At 38.6% G+C, this 20,676-nt stretch carries 15 protein-coding genes; all 15 read left to right on the top strand.

Annotated features, from left to right (window positions below):
- Positions 1-19 precede the first annotated feature (19 nt).
- A complete protein-coding gene (locus ABIQ28_RS02590) occupies positions 20-862 on the top strand; it encodes an alpha/beta hydrolase (RefSeq protein ID WP_348035189.1) in 843 nt (280 codons plus the stop codon).
- Between the two features lie 271 nt (positions 863-1,133).
- On the top strand, positions 1,134-2,948 hold the full coding sequence (locus ABIQ28_RS02585; RefSeq protein WP_348035188.1) for an SLC13 family permease: 1,815 nt from the start codon (positions 1,134-1,136) through the stop codon (positions 2,946-2,948).
- Positions 2,949-3,124: 176 nt separating this feature from the next.
- Positions 3,125-5,704, top strand: coding sequence for a phosphoenolpyruvate carboxylase (locus ABIQ28_RS02580; protein ID WP_348035187.1), 2,580 nt, complete (start codon positions 3,125-3,127; stop codon positions 5,702-5,704).
- A 657-nt stretch (positions 5,705-6,361) separates the two neighbouring features.
- Positions 6,362-7,261: a branched-chain amino acid transaminase gene (locus tag ABIQ28_RS02575; RefSeq protein ID WP_348035186.1), complete on the top strand. Its 900-nt coding sequence runs from the start codon at positions 6,362-6,364 to the stop codon at positions 7,259-7,261.
- A complete protein-coding gene (ilvD, locus tag ABIQ28_RS02570; protein ID WP_348035185.1) occupies positions 7,258-8,943 on the top strand; it encodes a dihydroxy-acid dehydratase in 1,686 nt (561 codons plus the stop codon). The genes ABIQ28_RS02575 and ilvD overlap by 4 nt, the downstream gene beginning before the upstream one ends.
- A gap of 11 nt (positions 8,944-8,954) precedes the next feature.
- Complete coding sequence (ilvB, locus tag ABIQ28_RS02565) at positions 8,955-10,691, top strand: biosynthetic-type acetolactate synthase large subunit (protein WP_348035184.1); 1,737 nt, start codon at positions 8,955-8,957, stop codon at positions 10,689-10,691.
- Positions 10,692-10,988: 297 nt separating this feature from the next.
- Positions 10,989-11,516 carry an acetolactate synthase small subunit gene (ilvN, locus tag ABIQ28_RS02560; protein ID WP_348035183.1) on the top strand — a complete coding sequence of 176 codons (528 nt, stop codon included), beginning with the start codon at positions 10,989-10,991 and terminating at the stop codon, positions 11,514-11,516.
- A gap of 12 nt (positions 11,517-11,528) precedes the next feature.
- A complete protein-coding gene (ilvC, locus tag ABIQ28_RS02555; RefSeq protein ID WP_348035182.1) occupies positions 11,529-13,031 on the top strand; it encodes a ketol-acid reductoisomerase in 1,503 nt (500 codons plus the stop codon).
- Positions 13,032-13,107: 76 nt separating this feature from the next.
- Positions 13,108-14,373: a threonine ammonia-lyase IlvA gene (ilvA, locus tag ABIQ28_RS02550; RefSeq protein WP_348035181.1), complete on the top strand. Its 1,266-nt coding sequence runs from the start codon at positions 13,108-13,110 to the stop codon at positions 14,371-14,373.
- A 10-nt stretch (positions 14,374-14,383) separates the two neighbouring features.
- A complete protein-coding gene (locus ABIQ28_RS02545) occupies positions 14,384-15,964 on the top strand; it encodes an NADP-dependent glyceraldehyde-3-phosphate dehydrogenase (RefSeq protein ID WP_348035180.1) in 1,581 nt (526 codons plus the stop codon).
- Positions 15,965-16,311: 347 nt separating this feature from the next.
- Positions 16,312-16,932 carry a GNAT family N-acetyltransferase gene (locus ABIQ28_RS02540; RefSeq protein ID WP_348035179.1) on the top strand — a complete coding sequence of 207 codons (621 nt, stop codon included), beginning with the start codon at positions 16,312-16,314 and terminating at the stop codon, positions 16,930-16,932.
- Positions 16,929-18,119, top strand: a complete 1,191-nt coding sequence (locus ABIQ28_RS02535; RefSeq protein ID WP_348035178.1) for an argininosuccinate synthase domain-containing protein — start codon at positions 16,929-16,931, stop codon at positions 18,117-18,119. Before ABIQ28_RS02540 ends, ABIQ28_RS02535 begins: the two co-directional genes overlap by 4 nt.
- A complete protein-coding gene (gene argC, locus ABIQ28_RS02530; protein WP_348035177.1) occupies positions 18,116-19,093 on the top strand; it encodes an N-acetyl-gamma-glutamyl-phosphate reductase in 978 nt (325 codons plus the stop codon). The genes ABIQ28_RS02535 and argC overlap by 4 nt, the downstream gene beginning before the upstream one ends.
- 87 nt (positions 19,094-19,180) lie before the next feature.
- Positions 19,181-19,981 (top strand): pyrroline-5-carboxylate reductase, encoded by an 801-nt coding sequence (gene proC, locus ABIQ28_RS02525; RefSeq protein WP_348035176.1) that lies wholly within the window; start codon positions 19,181-19,183, stop codon positions 19,979-19,981.
- Positions 19,978-20,676: aminotransferase class III-fold pyridoxal phosphate-dependent enzyme (locus tag ABIQ28_RS02520; RefSeq protein WP_348035175.1), on the top strand; the 699-nt coding region annotated here is incomplete at its 3' end. The genes proC and ABIQ28_RS02520, both read left to right, overlap by 4 nt.

Raw genomic sequence — 20,676 nt, 5'->3', positions numbered from 1 at the left:
CCGTATTTTTATAAGTATCATGAAACATAAAAACAACATCTTAAACAGGCCAGGCAAAAAACCAATCCTTTGGGATGCGTTTTACGAATCAACGAATACTCAAAAACCTTTGGTCATTTTTTGTCATGGCTACAAAGGATTCAAAGATTGGGGCGCTTGGGATTTGGTGGCAGAAGCATTTTCAAAAGCCGGTTTCCTTTTTGTGAAATTCAATTTTTCACACAATGGAGGCACGATAGAACAATCGATTGATTTCCCTGATTTGGAAGCCTTTGCACAAAACAGTTATTCTAAGGAATTGGAAGATCTGGACAACCTCATCACATTTTTACTTTCTGCGAAAAATCCTTTTTATGCAGAGATTGACCCACTTAATCTCACGCTCATTGGCCATTCCCGTGGTGGCGGAATCGCCATAATCAAAGCCTCTGAAGATGATCGTATTACCAAAGTGATCACTTGGGCAGCGGTTTGCGATTTTGGAAAACGTACGGCTACTTCTGGAGAATTGGAACAATGGCAAAAAGATGGTGTCAAATATGTGCTGAACGGCCGCACCAAACAGCAAATGCCACACTATTTTCAGTTTTATGAAGATTTTAAAGCGAATGAAAATCGTCTAAACATTGAAAACGCCACTAAAAACCTACATATTCCTCAACTTATTATTCATGCAAAAGAGGATCCATCGGTAAGTTACAGTGAAGCTGAACATTTGCACTTCTGGAATTCTGACAGTATTTTATTTCCTATTGAAAAAAGCGACCACGTTTTTGGGGCATCGCATCCGTGGCATGAAACACATCTTCCAATGCCACTGCAGGATGTCGTTCAAAAAAGTATTGAGTTTATCAATCAGTAAAGATTTCTCAAACACTTTTCAGTTAACAATATTTTCAAATGGATACGTCGAAGTTTGAAACAATTGATAATATGCACTATTTTGAAATCTTGCTATTAACAATGCTTTCACACTTTAAATACTTGACACAACTCTTTTGGTGATAGCTTTTGGCTCGGCAGTTTAAATGCATTTTCGGTAAATGCCGGGTATTTTGTATCTAAAGAAGATGGGATGCTTCAGGTAGGCTTAGGTTTTGGTTTTTAATTAATCTGTTGAAACAGGTGTAGCTATGAGTTTGGAAATCATCCTTGTTTTTATCATTCTTGGCATAACCATTCTGCTGTTTGCAACAGAAGCGTTACCTATTGATAAAATTGCTTTTCTTATTATTGTGGCGCTTGTCTTATCTGAATTAACTACTCCTGAAGAGGCGATTAGTGGATTTTCAAGTCCGGCAACCATCACTATATTAATGCTGATGATTTTAGCCATTGGACTCGAAGATAATGGCGTGATCGATTTGTTGACACAATCCATCAAAAAATTAAAAATCTTGCCAATGGCATTGATGGTTCCTGCATTCATGCTTATTTCGGCGTCTATTTCGTCCTTTATAAGCACGACTGCTGTGGTCGTTATTTTTATCAAGATTATTGCGCAGCTCTCAGAAAAGTACAATTTTTCAGCACCAAAATTATTGATGCCCATTTCGTTTGCAGGTATTTTAGGAGGCAGCTGTACGCTGATGGGAACCTCAACAAATATTTTGGTGAATTCAGTCGCTATTAAGTTGGGTGCAGAACCGTTCTCGTTTTTTGAATTTAGCGTGTATGGCCTAATTCTGTTAGCAGTTGGGATTGTATTTATGACCTTTGCCAGCCGATGGTTGCCTAAATCCAGCAATGATCAGCTTCATGAAGTTTACGTTGACAATACTTTTATGTTTACGCTTACCGTAAAGCCGGAGTCAAAACTTATTGGCACGGCAATTTCCGAAGCTAAATTTTATAAAAATCCAGACATTCGCGTTTTAAAACTTATCCGTGATGATATCGTCAATAATTCGCCAGGACCAAATACAACGCTTAGAGCACAAGACAAATTAGTGGTATTGAGCGATGTGAAGGCCTATGCTTCCATTTCAAAAGATGATTTTACGCTCACTTCTGAAAATGAACACTACTTTCAGGAGGAGGTGGATCCTAAACTAGATAGTGATAACGAAAAAAACGCTTACAGCTATGTTGAATTATTGATTCTTCCTGGATCAGAATTTATTGATAAATCCTTCTCAGAAATCAAAAGACTGCTCTTTAATGTGGCCACACCTTTGGGGATTCAAAACAGAAATCAGTTTCAAAAAGGCATGCGTCTAAATCTGCCTAAAATCATAAAAAACACCTATTTGCAAGCGGGAGACAAACTACTTTTAAGAGCAAAAGAAGATGAAATCACCTACCTTTATTCCTTAGATAATACCATTGTAATGAGACAACATGAGGAAGATTACAAAATCAATCCTTACAAACGCGCCATAAGTTTATGTGCCCTATTAATGGTTATCGGTTTGGCTGCGACTGGTGTTTTAAGCATTTTAGCGAGCACATTATCTGGCGTTGCTTTATTGTTGATCACGGATTGTATCAACTTATCAAAGATTTACAAAAAGGTCAATTGGCAAATTATATTTTTGTTGGCCGGCATGATTCCTTTGGGAATTGCGATGAACAATTCAAAAACAGACCTTTGGATTTCTGCACAATTATTGGAATTGCTTACGGGCCAAAACAACATCATAGTTTTAGGCGTTCTTTTTGCAATCACGATGTTTATGAGTGGTTTCATGTCCAATAATGCTACGGCCGTCATTGTAACGCCCATAGCCATAACCATTGCGGCAGGATTGAACCTGCCTCCTAAACCCTTTATTCTGGCGGTTATGTTTGCTGCCAATTTTAGTTTTTTTACACCCATGGGCTACCAAACCAACACCCTTATTTATGGAACAGGGGCTTACAAATTCAAACACTTTTTGATTATTGGCGGACTTTTATCACTTATTCTACTGGTTGTAGGCACGTTATTATTAGCAACCATGTTGTAAATATCTTAGTTTGATCAAATATTTCAACCAACCAATGACTTCAACACTTTAGTCCTTATTTATTGCGATATGCAACGCTTAAACATAAATTTTTTAATTTTTTCACAAAAGTTTATCAGATACCAAAGTGTTACCAATAGCTTTAGTAATTTTAGGGATTCTAACACCTAATAGTCATGTCCAAACAGCCTAAATTAACACGCTTTAATCAAAGTGTTTTATCGAAATATCAAATCTACAATGCCATTTTCATGACCTTGCCATTTGATGCCGTCACTAAAACTGGCGTTCTATTGCCATTGTTTCATGAAACCTGTCAAAAAGGCTTTAGCGATGGCAACGATCCCACCACTATTGTGAATACTTTTTTCGAGAAATACCAAGCCCGACGCACTCCAGAAAGTCAAATCAATTTATTGTTTCGATTTATTCAATATATCGAACGTCAGGTGGTTTTGTTTGATGCCATAGAAGATGCCGCTTTTCCGATCGTCAATAATATGGATGGAATTGGAACTTTAAGAAGTTTAAAAGAAACCGTTACTGCTGAAAACAAATTGGAATTGCTCCAAAAATACTTAGAAGAATTCAAAGTCCGAATTGTCCTGACCGCGCATCCCACACAATTTTATCCAGGTTCTGTTTTAGGAATTATTACCGATTTGACCGAGGCCATTAAAGAAAATGATTTGCTTCGCATCAATGATTTATTGGCACAATTAGGAAAAACTCCTTTCTTTAAGCATGAAAAACCAACACCTTATGATGAAGCCGTCAGCCTCATCTGGTACTTGGAAAATGTATTTTACAAATCTTTCGGAGATATTTTTGATTATATCCAACAGAATATTTTTGATGGCAAAGAAATAGACAATGACATCATCAACATCGGTTTTTGGCCAGGAGGCGATAGAGATGGAAATCCATTTGTAACGCCTGAAATTACGCTAAAAGTTGCGGAGCGCTTAAGGGAAACGATCATTAAGAATTATTATCGTGACATCAGAAGTTTAAAGAGAAAACTGACCTTTAGAGGTGTTGAAGACAGCATGGCAATGCTGGAAAGAGAACTTTATACGCTAAGAATTGGCAATCCATCCGAATTGACTTTGGAAGGTTTTAAGGCAGAATTGAATGCCATTAAAGACCTCATTATCAGCAGGGATAATTCCTTATATGTTCCTGAGATCAACAGTTTGCTCAATAAAATCCATCTTTTCGGTTTCCATTTTTCAACTTTGGATATCCGTCAGGACAGTCGCGCGCATGAAAAAGTGTTTACTAATTTGGTACAAACGCTATTGGACAGTGGCAACACGATTTTCCCGAAAAATTATTTCGATTTATCACAACCAGAAAAAGTCGAGGTGCTCACAAACGTCCACGGGAAAATTGATTTATCCATGATTACCGATGAAGACACTCTTAAAACTTTAAAAACCATCGAAGCCATAAAAACCATTCAACAAACGAATGGCGAAAAGGCATGCAACCGATATATCATCAGTAACAACCAATCCACACTGCATGTCATGGAATTGTTTGCCATGTTAAAACTGGTATCCTTCCAAGAAGATATGACGGTTGATATCGGTCCTCTTTTTGAAACCATTACCGATTTGGAGAACTCGCATGCGATTATGGAAGAACTCTACACGAATCCTGCCTACAGTGCACATTTAAAATCAAGAGGCAACAAACAAACGATCATGCTCGGCTTTAGCGACGGAACTAAAGATGGTGGCTATTTAATGGCGAACTGGGCAATTTTCAAAGCGAAAGAACGTCTCACGGAAATCTCACGTAAATATGACGTCACTGCTATTTTCTTTGATGGTCGCGGTGGTCCGCCTGCACGTGGCGGTGGAAAAACCCATAATTTTTATGCCTCTTTAGGACCAACTATCGAAAGTAAAGAAGTGCAATTGACCATCCAAGGACAGACGATTAGCTCTAATTTTGGAACTTTAGATTCGTCCCAATACAACTTGGAGCAATTGATCAGTTCTGGAGTTTATAATAAAATGAGTAATACTGATTTGCGTATGACTCCTGATAATAGAGACGTCATGAGCAATTTGGCCGAATTAAGTTATAAAGCCTACGCCGACTTTAAAGCGCATCCAAAATTCATTCCTTATTTGGAGAATATGAGTACGTTAAAATATTACGCGATGACTAATATTGGAAGCCGTCCTTCAAAGCGTGGAAAATCGGAAGGACTAGTTTTCGAAGATTTAAGAGCGATTCCTTTTGTGGGTTCCTGGGCACAACTCAAGCAAAACGTTCCAGGATTCTTTGGTGTGGGAACTGCTTTAAAATATTATGAAGACGCTAACGAATTTGACAAAGTTCAACACTTATTTAAAACGTCGAGCTTCTTCAAAACCCTGATTGAAAACAGTATGATGTCCTTGTCAAAATCCTTTTTTGATTTGACCAAATACATGTCTGAAGATCCCGAATATGGCGCCTTCTGGAATATTATCCATGACGAATATGTGACCACAAAACGTTTGATCCTTAAATTGACAGGGTATCAAGAATTGATGCAGGAAGAACCATCGGGCAAAGCTTCTATTAATATCAGAGAATCTATTGTGTTACCTCTTTTGACCATTCAGCAATTTGCCTTAAAAAAAATTCAAGAATTGGAAAAAGCATCGCCTCGAGACGAAGAACAGATAAAAATTTATCAGAAAATCGTGACCCGTTCTTTGTTCGGAAATATTAATGCCAGTCGAAATTCGGCATAGTAAACACGTTGCGATTCATCTCTTTAAAAGCCCTCAACATCTTTATATTGAGGGCTTTTCAATTATAACAGTTTTTCAGAAACAACCGCGCTTTTCTTAATAATCAGAACATTTTAATCCTTGTGAAATTCACTATTTATGATCCTTTATAACTAAATAAAAAACAACGATTTATAAAAGAGATAAGATTCATTTCAAAATTTTGTCGATATAAATTAGGAATTACAAATTAGTTTTTTGACTTTTGTCCCATAAATGAAGAAACAAATTTTAAATATTATTTCTATTATTAGCGTCGTGATTATTTCACAGCGATAGGGAATGGTACACTAAATTTAAAAATATAATTTAAAGCCTTCCTCAATAATTGGAAGGCTTTTTTTTTAGATATGAATCAGATTACTGTCATTATTAGCATCATTATTATTAGCTCCAGTTAGTTGATACAGCATGCTATTTCCATAAAAGCCTGTATCAATTGAGATACAGGCTTTTTTTATTATAAAGTTTAATGATTTGAACATCATAAATAAATCAAGCTAACCAAATGTATTTCAGATATTTAAATATCAAACACATACACTGAGTTTAGTCTTAAACTGTAAATTAAGAACCAAGAGAAAAAGACAAATACTAATTTTAGAACTTTAAATGACTATGAACGCGTATTCCAATAACCAAACAATAATTTACCACAACGGTGAATTTTTAAAACCTGAAACTGCAAAGACCAGTTTATACAGCCAAACTTTACACTATGGCAATGGCGTATTTGAAGGTATCAGAACTTATAAAACCGCTGATGGCACAAAAATTTTTAAAGCCGAAGAACACTATGAGCGTCTAAAATATGGTGCTAAAGTGATGGGCATTCCTTTCAAATACACCGTTGAAGAGCTTATTGCAATTACCTACGATCTTTTAAGAAAAAACCAATTGGAAGATGCTTATATCCGACCATTGATTACTACAGGTGACAATATGGGATTATATACTTCAAAGGAATCAATCTTGACTATTCAGTGCTGGGCCTGGCCAAAATTAATGGGCGACACTTTACTCCGTGTCAAAACCTCATCGTTTGAACGTCCAAACCCAAAATCCTGCTTTGTGGAAGCGAAGGTTACAGGACATTATATCAACTCCATCTTATCCACCAATGAAGCGAAAGACGCAGGTTTTGATGAAGCTTTATTGCTCGATATGTATGGGAATGTTGCCGAATGTTCGGGAGCAAATATCTTCATGCAGAAAGACGGCAAACTTTTCACGCCTAAAAAAGGCAGTATCATGGCTGGAATTACACGTTCTACCATTTTAGAAATTTGCGAGCAAGAAGGCATTCCAGTTGAAGAAAAGCATTTCAAACTGGACGAATTGAAACAAGCCGACAGTGCATTTTTTACGGGAACAGCAGCAGAAGTTGTTGGCCTAAAATCATTGGACGATTATGAATTTCCTTTACAATGGACCGATTCTTTAGGTCATAAATTAATGAAGTTGTACCAAAAAGAAGTTTTAGGACAACGCACAAACAAATTATCAGAAGCATTATGAGTGAATTAAATAAATATAGTAAAACAGTTACACAAGATCCTACACTTCCAGCGGCACAAGCCATGTTGCACGCCATTGGTTTAACGGATGAGGATTTGAAAAAACCTTTTATAGGGATCGCCAGTACAGGATATGAGGGCAATCCTTGTAATATGCACTTGAATGATTTAGCGGTACATGCTAAAAAAGGAACAGAAAATGCTGGATTGGTGGGCTTAATTTTCAACACCATTGGCGTTAGCGATGGGATTTCAAACGGTACGCCGGGAATGCGTTTCTCATTGCCTTCCAGAGATATCATTGCCGATTCCATGGAAACTGTTGTGGAAGCCATGGCTTATGATGGTTTGATTACCGTGGTTGGCTGTGATAAAAACATGCCAGGTGCTTTGATGGCCATGTTGCGTTTAAATCGACCTTCAGTGTTGGTTTATGGTGGCACCATTGCTTCAGGATGCCATAATGGTAAAAAATTGGATATTATATCAGCATTTGAAGCCTACGGACAAAAAGTTGCAGGAACCATTGATGAAGAAGAATTCCAAGCTGTAGTGCATAAAGCCTGTCCAGGAGCAGGAGCTTGTGGCGGCATGTACACGGCCAATACTATGGCTTCGGCCATTGAAGCTTTAGGAATGTCATTACCTTTTAACTCTTCAAATCCTGCGCTTAGCGATGGAAATCTGAAAGAAAAAGAATCGGTTAAAGCAGGTGAAGCCTTGCGTTTATTGTTAGAAAGAGATATCAAACCTTCAGATATTGTCACTAAAAAATCAATTGAAAATGCCTTCAAATTGGTTACCGTTCTTGGCGGTTCGACCAACGCAGTACTTCATTTTTTAGCCATCGCAAAAGCGGCTCAGGTAGAATTCACCTTAGAAGATTTCAAAAAGATCAGCGACAACACCCCATTATTAGCCAATCTAAAACCAAGCGGACAATATTCGATGGAAGATTTGCACAATATCGGCGGAATTCCTGGTGTCTTAAAATACATGTTAGATAAAGGCATGTTGCACGGCGATTGCTTAACCGTTACTGGAAATACCTTAGCCGAAAACTTAAAAGATGTTCCAAGTTTAAAAGAAGGTCAAGACATTATAGCAACACTTGAAAATCCAATAAAAGGAACAGGACACATCCGTATTCTATTTGGAAATTTGGCGACGGAAGGTGCCGTGGCAAAAATCACAGGAAAAGAAGGCTTGTCATTTAGAGGAACCGCCAATGTATTTGACAGCGAAATTGCCGTCAATGAAGGTATCAAAACAGGAAAAGTCAAAAAGGGCGATGTGGTCATCATCCGCTATGAAGGTCCAAAAGGCGCTCCAGGTATGCCAGAAATGTTAAAACCAACCTCTTCTATTATGGGTGCAGGTTTGGGGAAAGATGTTGCCATGATTACGGACGGACGTTTCTCCGGTGGATCACACGGATTTGTAGTAGGTCACGTATCTCCCGAAGCTCAAGATGGCGGTAATATTGCGTTAGTTGAAAATGGCGATATCATCTTCATAGATGCCGTTAACAATACCATAGACATCGAAATTTCCGATGAAGAATTAGCACAAAGAAGAGCCAAATGGGTTGCACCTGCCTTAAAGTTTAAGCGTGGTGTGCTCTATAAATATGCAAAAACAGTTTCATCAGCATCTCAAGGATGTGTTACTGATGAATTCTAACAAGTACGATTATGCAAGAAACACAAACATTGAATAAAGAACAAAAAACAACAGCGACTACCATTCGTATTTCAGGTAGTGAAGCCATCATCAGATGTCTTATTGCTGAAGGTGTTGACATTTTATACGGTTACCCAGGCGGTGCGATCATGCCAGTGTATGATGAACTCTATAAGTTTAGAGATCAAATTCATCACGTGCTAACCCGTCATGAACAAGGTGCCACCCACGCCGCACAAGGCTATGCGCGTATTTCAGGAAAAGTTGGTGTTGCCATAGCCACCTCTGGACCAGGAGCTACAAATTTGATTACGGGCATTGCAGATGCTCAAATAGATTCCACACCAATGGTGTGCATTACAGGTCAAGTCGCCTCACATTTATTAGGTAGTGATGCGTTTCAGGAAACTGATATTATTGGCATTTCAACGCCAGTCACCAAATGGAACCATCAAATTACCAAAGCTTCTCAAATACCTGAGATCATCGCCAAAGCATTTTATATTGCCAGAAGTGGACGTCCAGGGCCTGTTTTGATTGATATTACAAAGGACGCTCAATTTGAAGAATTTGATTTTTCTTATGAAAAATGCACTCGCGTCAGAAGTTATAATCCAGTTCCAGCCACTGATATCGACGATGTGAAAGCGGCGGCACTTTTGATTAATTCCGCTAAAAAACCGATGATTGTTTGGGGACAAGGTGTTATCCTAGCAGAAGCAGAAGAAGAATTAAAATCCGTTATCGAAAAGACAGGTATTCCTGCAGCATGGACGATTCTAGGTGCATCAGCAATCCCGACAGCACATCCGTTAAATATTGGAATGGTCGGCATGCACGGTAACTATGCCCCTAACGTTTTGACTAATGAATGTGACGTTTTAATTGCCATCGGCATGCGCTTTGACGATCGTGTTACTGGTAATTTAGACAGTTATGCAAAACAAGCTCAAATTATTCACTTTGATATTGATCCTGCTGAGATTGATAAAAATGTGAAAACGGACGTTTCTGTTTTAGGAGATGCGAAAGAAAGCTTAACCCAACTATTACCACTTTTAAAAGCGAATTCACATACCGAATGGCATCAGAAATTTAAAGATTTGTACGCCATCGAGTTTGAAAAAGTTATTAAAGACGACTTATATCCAACCAAGGAAGGTTTGACCATGGGCGAAGTCCTTAAGGAAATCAATCTCCAAACCAAAGGAAATGCCGCTATCGTTTCTGACGTTGGACAACACCAAATGATCGCCTGTCGTTACGCCGAATTTACCACCACTAGAAGTAATATCACTTCTGGAGGATTGGGAACCATGGGATTCGCACTTCCGGCGGCCATTGGCGCAAAAATGTCGGCTCCCGAGCGTGATGTCGTGGCTATTATTGGCGATGGCGGTTACCAAATGACGATTCAGGAATTGGGCACTATTTTTCAACAAAGAGTCCCAGTAAAAATTGTGGTTTTGAACAATGAGTTCTTAGGAATGGTGCGCCAGTGGCAACAACTGTTTTTTGACAAACGCTACGCCTCCACAGAAATGACCAATCCGGATTTTGTGGCCATTGCCAAAGGCTATTATATCGATGCTCAAAAAGTCACCAAAAGAGAAGATTTAAAAAATGCCGTTGCTGAAATGATGAATTGTGAAGGCCCTTATTTTTTAGAAGTTTGCGTAGAAAAAGAAGGCAATGTCTTCCCTATGATCCCAAGTGGCGCGAGTGTTTCAGATGTGCGTTTGGAATAAAAGAGCGCTTGAAGTTGGAAGCACGGAGCTTGAAGACAATAATTATAACATAGAGAAAAAGAAAATAGAATAAAGAGAAAAGAAAATAGATGATGTTGAAACAATTTAAATATAAAGCTGAATCAAGTCTATTTTCTATGTTCTATTATCTTTTCTCTTAAAGCAAAAATCTGATTACAACAGAACAAAGAAAATAGAATAAATAGAAAAGATCAAAGATGATTTTTGAGACCATTTAAAAATGAATCCATAAAAGTCTATTTTCTATATTCTATTATCTAAAATCTTTTTAGAACAATGAGTGAAACTAAATTATATACCGTATCCATTTACACCGAAAACAATATTGGTTTATTAAACCGTATTTCGGCCATTTTTCAACGTCGTCATCTCAATCTTGAAAGTATTAATATTTCGGCTTCTGAAATTGAAAATGTATCCAAATGGACCATCGTCCTGGAACTAACCGAAGAACGTATGAAAAAAATTATCGGTCAGATAGAAAAACAGATCGATGTCATTAAAGCCTATTACCATACTGAAGAAGAGACGATTTATCAAGAATCCTGCATGTTCAAGCTCAGATCGAATTTGCTTTTTGACGAACGCCAAATTCAAAATATCATAAAAGAAAGCAACGCGCGCATTGTGACAGTTAACCGAGAGTTTTTCGTCATTGAAAAATCAGGTCGCAAAGAAGAATTAGAATTATTACATCGTGAATTAAGTGTCTTTGGCATCATGCAGTTTACGCGCTCAGGACGTATTGCAGTGACTAAAGACGAAATGAAAATATCAAAAATGCTAGAAGCATTTCAACATTAAAATCAAATAAAAATGTCAAATTATTTCAACACATTACCGTTAAGAATCCAATTAGAGCAATTAGGAAAATGTCGTTTTATGGATGCTTCAGAATTTGAAGATGGCATCAACGCATTAAAAGGAAAGAAAATAGTTATTATCGGCTGTGGCGCCCAAGGTTTGAACCAAGGTTTGAACATGCGCGATTCTGGTTTGGATATTTCTTATGCCTTACGTGATGCCGCTATTCAAGAAAAACGCGCTTCGTATAAAAACGCTGCGTCTAATGGTTTTACAGTAGGTACTTATGAGGAATTGCTTCCAACTGCCGATTTAGTCTTGAATTTAACGCCAGACAAACAACATACGGACGTTGTAAAAGCGGTCATGCCTTTGATGAAAAAAGGAGCAACATTAAGCTATTCTCATGGTTTTAATATCGTCGAAGAAGGCACTAAAATCCGCGAGGATATTACTGTGATCATGGTGGCACCTAAATGTCCGGGAACAGAAGTTCGTGAAGAATACAAACGCGGATTTGGTGTACCAACCTTAATCGCCGTACATCCAGAAAATGATCCTGAAAACAAAGGTTGGGAACAAGCTAAAGCATATGCTGTAGCAACTGGAGGCCATAAAGCAGGTGTTTTGGAATCGTCTTTTATTGCTGAAGTAAAAAGTGATTTAATGGGCGAACAAACCATTCTTTGTGGGGTGCTTCAAACCGGATCCATCTTAGCTTTCGACAAAATGATTGAAGTAGGTGTGAATCCTAATTACGCTGCAAAATTGATTCAATTAGGTTGGGAAACCATTACTGAAGCGTTAAAACATGGTGGGATTACCAACATGATGGATCGCTTGTCAAATCCAGCAAAAATCAAGGCTTTTGAAATGGCTGAAGAATTAAAGACTATCATGAAACCGTTGTTTGAAAAGCACATGGATGACATCATCTCTGGACATTTCTCACAAACGATGATGGAAGATTGGGCCAATGACGACGTTAATCTTTTAAAATGGCGTGCCGCAACTGGCGAAACCGCTTTTGAAAAAACAGAATTAACAACCGATCATATTTCAGAACAAACCTATTTTGATCATAGTGTGTTATTGGTAGCTTTCGTAAAATCGGGCGTCGAATTAGCGTTCGATACGATGGTAAGCGCTGGTATTATTGAAGATTCAGCATACTACGAATCCTTGCACGAATTACCATTGATTGCCAATACCATCGCAAGAAAAAAATTATTTGAAATGAACCGTGTGATTTCTGACACTGCTGAATATGGCTGCTATTTATTTGACCATGCCTGCAAACCTTTATTGGTAGATTTCATGAAAAACGTAGATCCAAAAACCATCGGAACTTCTTTTTCAACCTCTAATGCCGTCGATAATCAGGAATTGATTGCGGTTAATGAGGCCATCCGAAGCCACCCTATTGAAACTGTTGGAAAACGTTTAAGAGCAGCGATGACTGCTATGAAAGTTATAAAAACAGATGCTGAAGTAGAAGATTCAGTATTAGCGTAACAAACCATTGTAGCATCCTTAGGATGTGAATAAAATAAAAGGCAGGACTTCTGCGTCCTGCCTCTAAAGAAGTGTGATGAACGTTGAAACCAAAATATATTACCCAAGTATTGCCGCTGTAGAAGCAGCCGCTAGAAAACTACAAGATGTTGCCACAGTAACACCACTCATCGCCAACCAGCGTTATTCGAAAAAATTTGGAGCGAATATCGTTTTTAAACGTGAGGATTTACAGCAAGTGCGCTCTTACAAAATACGAGGCGCCTACAACAAAATGTCATCGCTGAGCCCATCGCAAGTTGAAAATGGAATCGTGTGTGCAAGCGCCGGAAACCATGCGCAAGGCGTCGCATTATCTTGCAAATTATTAAAAATTAAAGGCACTATTTTTATGCCCTCGCCGACACCTCAACAAAAAATTGAGCAGGTCAAAATGTTTGGCGAAGACTATACTGAAGTCATTTTGGTAGGCGATACTTTTGACGATGCCAGTGAAGCTGCAAAGCAAGAATGTGAGCGTTTAAACAAAACGTTTATTCATCCTTTCAACGACGAAAAAGTCATTGAAGGGCAAGCCACCGTGGGCTTGGAAATTATTGATCAGGCACAGCATCCTATTCATTATGTATTTGTGCCGATTGGCGGCGGCGGACTATCGGCCGGGCTATCTTCAGTCTTTAAACAATTGTCTCCCAATACAAAAATTATTGGTGTGGAACCGAAAGGTGCTCCTTCCATGTTAACCTCCCTCAAAAACAAACGCAACACCGAATTAAAAAACATCGAATGTTTTGTGGACGGCGCTGCGGTAAAACGTGTGGGCGATTTAAACTTTGAGATTTGTCAGCAAAATGCAATTGAAGTCATTACCGTCGATGAAGGCAAAGTTTGTGAAACCATCCTCGATTTGTACAATAAAGATGCGATTGTTGTAGAGCCGGCAGGTGCTTTGAGCATTGCTGCTTTAGATCAATATGCCGATGAAATCAAGGGCAAAAACGTGGTCTGTATTATTAGCGGTAGCAATAATGACATCACGCGAACTGCCGAAATCAAGGAACGCGCACTTTTATATGCGAACCTCAAACATTATTTTATCATCAAGTTTCCACAGCGTGCTGGGGCACTTCGTGAGTTTGTGGTCGATATTTTAGGACCTACAGATGATATCACACACTTTGAATACACCAAAAAAACAAACCGTGATAACGGTGCGGCCGTCGTGGGATTGGAATTGAAATCAGCCGATGATTTACAACCGCTGATTACCAAAATGAAGCTCCATAATTTTTACGGCGATTACCTTAACGACAAACCCGAACTATTTCAATTTTTAGTATAAAACGAAAGCTATGAGCACAATACCAGAACAGTTTCGAATTAAATCATTAATCCATCAAAACAGCTATTTAGTAGATGGCGAATTAAAATCCTGGTCTGGAGAAAGCTCAGAAGTTCATTCTACCATTTCTTCAACTGAAGTGTATCAGCCCACTTTATTGGGCACTATTCCAACCTTAGGCGAAAAAGAAGCCTTGGACGCGTTGGATGCTGCTGTAAATGCCTATGACAAAGGTCAAGGATTGTGGCCTACCATGAAAGTGAAGGACCGCATTGATTGCATGGAAAATTTCACAACCCAAATGAAAACCAAGCGTGCGGAAATCGTCAAATTGCTCATGTGGGAAATTGGGAAAACCCTTCCTGATTCAGAAAAAGAATTTGACAGAACGGTCGATTATATTTACGATACAATCGAAGAATACAAACAACTCGATAGAGACAACGCCAAATTTGAAAAACATGACGGCGTCTATGCGCATATCAAAAGAGGCCCACTTGGCGTCGTACTCTGCTTAGGACCTTATAACTATCCATTAAACGAAACGTTCGCCCTATTGATTCCTGCATTGATGATGGGAAATACCGTCATCTTCAAACCAGCAAAATTTGGAGTTTTGTTGATTTCTCCTTTATTGGAAGCTTTTCAAAGCAGTTTTCCTAAGGGCGTTGTCAATATTCTTTATGGTCGCGGAAGAACTGTTGCCACCCCGATCATGGAATCAGGGAAAATTGATGTTTTGGCCCTTATCGGCAACAGTAAATCAGCCAACGCGCTTCAAAACCAACATCCAAAAAGCAACAGACTTCGCCTCGTTTTAGGTTTGGAAGCAAAAAACCCAGCCATTGTGCTTAAAGATGCCGATTTGGATTTAGCGATCGATGAATGCATTGCAGGAGCGACATCATTCAACGGACAACGTTGTACAGCCTTAAAAATCATCTATGTACATGAAGCCATTGTGGACGAGTTCAACAAGCGTTTTTCTGAAAGAGTAGATGAATTAAAATTTGGAAATCCTTGGGAAGCTGGCGTGAAATTAACGCCTTTACCTGAACCAGATAAACCACAATACATACAGGAATTGATTGATGATGCCATTGAAAAAGGTGCCAAAATATTAAATAAAAAAGGAGGAGAAACTTCTGAAAACTATATTTTCCCTGCCGTTTTATATCCCGTGAATAAAGACATGCGCGTGTTTCAAGAGGAACAATTTGGTCCTGTGATCCCTGTCGTTCCATTTAAGGATATCGAGCAACCTTTGGATGATATGGCCGAATCAAATTACGGACAACAAGTAAGTTTGTTTGGCAGTGATATTAAAACATTAGCGCCATTGATCGATACCTTGGTCAATTTGGTATGTCGCGTTAACCTCAACAGTTCTTGCCAACGTGGCCCAGATGTGTATCCATTTACTGGCAGAAAAGACTCTGCTGTAGGCACTTTGAGTGTTCATGATGCACTCCGCTCCTTTTCCATAAGAACATTTGTCGCTTCAAAAGACAATGCTTATAACAATGCCATTTTAAAGAATTTATTAGATAGCAAAGCCTCCAATTTCGTGAGTACGGATTATATCCTTTAAAAAAAGTTAAAAAAAATTTGAGATATTAAATAAAATGTTACTTTTGAACCATGATTCTAATGAAAAATAAAATACGTCCATCAAGTCCCGCAATGGTATTGCGCAGACGCTGTGCATTCTAACCTTAAAGAAGCCACTAACGTATATTTATTTTTTTACCTTGATCAATTCACTACACATAATTTACTCTTCAAATCCAGTTGTTTTAAATAGCAACCGCATAAGGACATGTCATATATTATTCCGTCGCCCTTAAGGGTGCGCTATAATTTTGGAACCTAGGTGAGTCCGGTTCTTTTTTCCGACAATTTCATTTTTAATTTTTTTTTAATTTAAACATCAAGACAATGGAAATTGTTATTGCTAATAAATCTCATGCCGTTTACGCTCAAATCATTTGCGACACGATTGCAGAATCGGCGAAAGTAAGAGGTACCGGTATTGCTAGACGGACGCCAGAATACGTCATCTCCAAAATGGAACTTGGCAACGCGGTTATTGCTTTAGACGGCAGCACCTTTGCTGGCTTTTGTTATATCGAAGCTTGGGGTCATGGTAAGTTTGTTGCCAATTCTGGACTGATTGTTCATCCAGATTTCAGAGAACAAGGTTTAGCCAAGAAAATAAAGCAACGTGTTTTTCAACATTCGAGAGAGAAGTTTCCAGACTCCAAAATATTTAGTATCACCACCGGATTGGCCGTTATGAAAATGAACAGCGAACTGGGCTATAAACCCGTTACCTTTTCAGAATTGACCAATGACCAAAGTTTCTGGAATGGCTGTCAGTCTTGTAAAAACTATGACATCCTTCAACGTACGGAACAAAAAATGTGCTTATGCACAGGCATGTTGTACGACCCAAAATCCAAGAATAGTGACGAACCACAAGAAGTAAAAGCCAAGGTTTTCCAAAGATTAAAACAAATCAAACAGACCTTGTTTCTAAAAAAAGAAAATAAATCATGAGTAAAAAATTAGTTTTAGCCTATAGTGGCGGCTTGGACACCTCCTATTGTGCCGTACATTTAAGTAAGGATCTCGGATATGAAGTACACGCCGTAAGTGTGAATACTGGCGGATTTACTTCTGAAGAAATCCAAAAAATAGAAACAAACGCCTACAAAATGGGGGTTTCAACCTATAAAAATATTGATGCCGTTGCTTCTTATTATGAGAAAGTCATCAAGAATTTGATTTATGGAAATGTGTTAAAAAACAACACCTATCCTTTATCGGTAAGTGCAGAACGGATCATTCAGGCCATTGAAATCGTTGAATACGCCAAAAGCATCAACGCCGAATATATTGCCCATGGCAGTACAGGCGCTGGTAACGACCAAGTGCGTTTTGATATGATTTTTCAAACTTTGGCACCACATATCGAAATCATTACGCCTATTCGAGATTTGAAATTATCTAGACAGGAAGAGATTGATTACCTCAAAAGTAATGATGTGGACATGTCTTGGGAGAAAGCTAAATACTCGGTCAACAAAGGCCTCTGGGGAACCAGTGTTGGTGGCGAAGAAACTTTAACTTCAGAAAAACCATTGCCAGAACACGCCTACCCGTCGCAATTGGAAAAGCAAGGCGAAGAAAAAGTAACGCTTACCTTTAAAAAAGGACAGTTGGTAGCACTTAATGGCCAGTCTAATGCGCCAGAAAAAAATATTGAAGCCTTAAATACAATAGCTTCAGCTTACGCTATCGGTCGTGACATTCATGTTGGCGATACGATTGTAGGGATTAAAGGTCGTGTTGGTTTTGAAGCAGCCGCGGCACTTATTACGGTCAAAGCGCATCACTTATTAGAAAAGCACACCTTGACCAAATGGCAATTACAGCACAAGGAATACCTTTCTAGTTTTTATGGGATGCATTTGCACGAAGGACAATATTTAGATCCGGTAATGCGCAACATAGAAGCCTTTTTAGAAAGTAGCCAAGAAAATGTATCAGGTGATGTGATTGTGAGCTTAAAACCTTACCATTTCACTTTAGATGGCATTAACTCTCCGCACGATTTAATGAATGTGAAGTTTGGTACGTATGGCGAAATGAACAAAGGCTGGACGGCAGATGAAGCCAAAGGTTTTATAAAAATCATCGGCAATCAGAATAAAATTTATCATCAAGTAAATTCAAAATCATGATCGACGTAGGTATTATTGGAGGTGCAGGATACACAGCTGGCGAATTAATTCGTCTGCTGCTGAATCATCCAAAAGCACAGCTTAATTTTATTTATAGCACTTCTAACGCAGGAAATAAAATTTCTAAAGTGCATCAAGATTTGGTGGGCGATACCGATTTAGAATTTTCCAGTACCATCAATCCAGAGGTGGATGTTTTATTTTTGTGTTTGGGTCATGGCAATTCAAAAGCATTTTTGGAAGCGCATAAATTTTCTTCCAAAACGAAAATCATCGATTTAAGTAATGATTTCAGATTGGAAAAAGATCGTGATTTTGAAGGGATGCATTTTGTTTATGGCTTGCCGGAATTGAAAAAGGACGCCATTAAAAAAGCGAATTATATCGCTAATCCAGGCTGTTTTGCTACAGGCATTCAATTGGCACTTTTGCCCTTGGCCGCAAATCATCTTTTAAAAAGTGATGTTCATGTCAACGCCGTTACTGGTTCAACTGGTGCAGGAACATCCTTGTCAGATACGACGCATTTTTCATGGCGCGACAATAATTTTTCGCATTATAAAGCTTTTAATCATCAGCATTTAGGAGAAATCAATGAAAGTATCCATCTTTTACAAAAGGATGCCACATCTGAAGTGATTCTTATTCCTAACCGAGGGAATTTTTCAAGAGGTATTTTCGCCACGGCTTATACGGATTTTGACGGAAGCCTTGAAGACGCGAAAACACTTTATAAAACCTATTATAAAGACGCTGCATTTACGGTTGTTTCTGGGGAAGACATCCATTTAAAACAAGTGGTCAACACCAATAAATGCATGCTTCATCTGCAAAAACATAACAACAAATTGTTAATCACAAGTATTGTTGACAACTTATTAAAAGGTGCTTCTGGTCAAGCCATTCAAAACATGAATTTGATGTTTGGATTTGAAGAAACCGAAGGCTTATTGCTTAAAGCAAATTATTTCTAGTAAAAACTAAATCAGGAATTTGATTAAATATTAAGTTGAACCGCCTTCACAGGCATTAATGAGATACCCGCCTTCGCGGGCATGTATATGAAAATAGCCATCATAGGCACAGGGAATCTAGGGAAATCCGTCGCAAAAGGTCTGATTAACAATAATGCGATAACGACCTTATATCTTACCAAAAGAAATACGGAAGGTATCTCCGAATTTGAAGGCTATAAAAATGTCACGCTTACCACGGATAATAATTTGGCGGTCAAAAACTCCGATATTTTAATTTTCGCAGTGCAGCCGTCACATTTGGAACAGGTTCTAAAAGATATCAAGCCGCTAATTACAGATAATCACGTGCTCATTTCTACGGTTACGGGATTTGATATTTCCAAAATGGAAGCTATTATTGGTGCCGAGCAGTATATTATTAGAGCCATGCCAAACACTGCTATCGCTGTTGGAAAATCGATGACCTGCATTTGTAGTAACACAAAAGGTGCCAAACGCATTAAAGTGGCTGAGGCTATTTTCAATCGTTTAGGGCATTCGTTGATCATTCCGGAATCACAAATGCAAGCGGCTACTGTGGTTTGCGCCAGTGGCATCGCATTTTGGATGCGTCTTATTCGTGCGACCACGCAAGCGGGGATTCAATTAGGTTTTGATGCTAAAGAAGCTCAGGAATTGGCGATGTACACCAGTGAAGGTGCGGCCAATTTACTCATTGCCAATGGCCATCATCCAGAAGAAGAAATTGACCGTGTGACGACACCAAAAGGCTGTACCATTGAAGGCTTGAACGAAATGGAGCACAAAGGTTTAAGTTCGTCATTGATACAAGGTATGGTCGCCTCTTACAATAAAATCAGTAACATTAAAAAAGAACAAATATGAGTTTATTTAATGTCTATCCACTTTTTGACATCACGCCAGTAAAGGCCAAAGACCTTTCGGTTTATGATGATAAAGGTGTCGAATATTTAGATTTATACGGCGGACATGCCGTGATTTCCATCGGACATTCGCATCCAGAATATGTGTCGGCAGTATCAAACCAAGTCAGCAACTTAGGATTTTATAGCAACGCGATTCAAAATCCGCTGCAAGAATCCTTGGCGCATGAACTCGGACGCATTTCAGGATGTCAAGATTACCAATTATTTTTGTGTAATTCGGGTGCTGAAGCGAATGAAAATGCCTTAAAGCTAGCATCCTTCCATACCGGAAAGAAGCATGTTGTAGCCTTTAAAAATTCCTTCCACGGACGCACCTCAGCAGCCGTTGCAGCCACAGACGATCCTAAAATTGTTGCGCCATTAAATGCACAACAACATGTGGATTTCGTGGATTTAGGCAATTTAACTGCTGTTGAAAATATTCTTAAAAAAAATGAAACCTGCGCCGTAATTATTGAATTGATTCAAGGCGTTGGCGGTTTGGATGAAAGTACTACTGAATTCTATCAAGGCCTGGAAAAATTATGCAAGACCTACAAAGTCATGCTAATTGCAGATGAAGTGCAGTCTGGTTTTGGAAGAACGGGCGATTTCTTCGCTTTTCAAAAGTACGGCTGGACACCGGATATTATT

Origin of the sequence: Gelidibacter sp. (genome assembly GCF_039916245.1) — a bacterium.
GTDB lineage: Bacteria > Bacteroidota > Bacteroidia > Flavobacteriales > Flavobacteriaceae > Gelidibacter.
The sequence above is the reverse complement of the archived record's forward strand: the minus strand, read 5'-3'. Positions and strand labels throughout refer to the sequence as shown.

Coding starts and splice junctions, on each gene's coding strand:
- ABIQ28_RS02575 (WP_348035186.1), top strand. CDS start 6,362: ATGAACGCGTATTCCAATAACCAAACAATAATTTACCACAACGGTGAA.
- ABIQ28_RS02585 (WP_348035188.1), top strand. CDS start 1,134: ATGAGTTTGGAAATCATCCTTGTTTTTATCATTCTTGGCATAACCATT.
- ABIQ28_RS02545 (WP_348035180.1), top strand. CDS start 14,384: ATGAGCACAATACCAGAACAGTTTCGAATTAAATCATTAATCCATCAA.
- ilvB (WP_348035184.1), top strand. CDS start 8,955: ATGCAAGAAACACAAACATTGAATAAAGAACAAAAAACAACAGCGACT.
- argC (WP_348035177.1), top strand. CDS start 18,116: ATGATCGACGTAGGTATTATTGGAGGTGCAGGATACACAGCTGGCGAA.
- ABIQ28_RS02540 (WP_348035179.1), top strand. CDS start 16,312: ATGGAAATTGTTATTGCTAATAAATCTCATGCCGTTTACGCTCAAATC.
- ABIQ28_RS02535 (WP_348035178.1), top strand. CDS start 16,929: ATGAGTAAAAAATTAGTTTTAGCCTATAGTGGCGGCTTGGACACCTCC.
- ilvD (WP_348035185.1), top strand. CDS start 7,258: ATGAGTGAATTAAATAAATATAGTAAAACAGTTACACAAGATCCTACA.
- ABIQ28_RS02580 (WP_348035187.1), top strand. CDS start 3,125: ATGTCCAAACAGCCTAAATTAACACGCTTTAATCAAAGTGTTTTATCG.
- ilvN (WP_348035183.1), top strand. CDS start 10,989: ATGAGTGAAACTAAATTATATACCGTATCCATTTACACCGAAAACAAT.
- proC (WP_348035176.1), top strand. CDS start 19,181: ATGAAAATAGCCATCATAGGCACAGGGAATCTAGGGAAATCCGTCGCA.
- ABIQ28_RS02590 (WP_348035189.1), top strand. CDS start 20: ATGAAACATAAAAACAACATCTTAAACAGGCCAGGCAAAAAACCAATC.
- ilvA (WP_348035181.1), top strand. CDS start 13,108: ATGAACGTTGAAACCAAAATATATTACCCAAGTATTGCCGCTGTAGAA.
- ilvC (WP_348035182.1), top strand. CDS start 11,529: ATGTCAAATTATTTCAACACATTACCGTTAAGAATCCAATTAGAGCAA.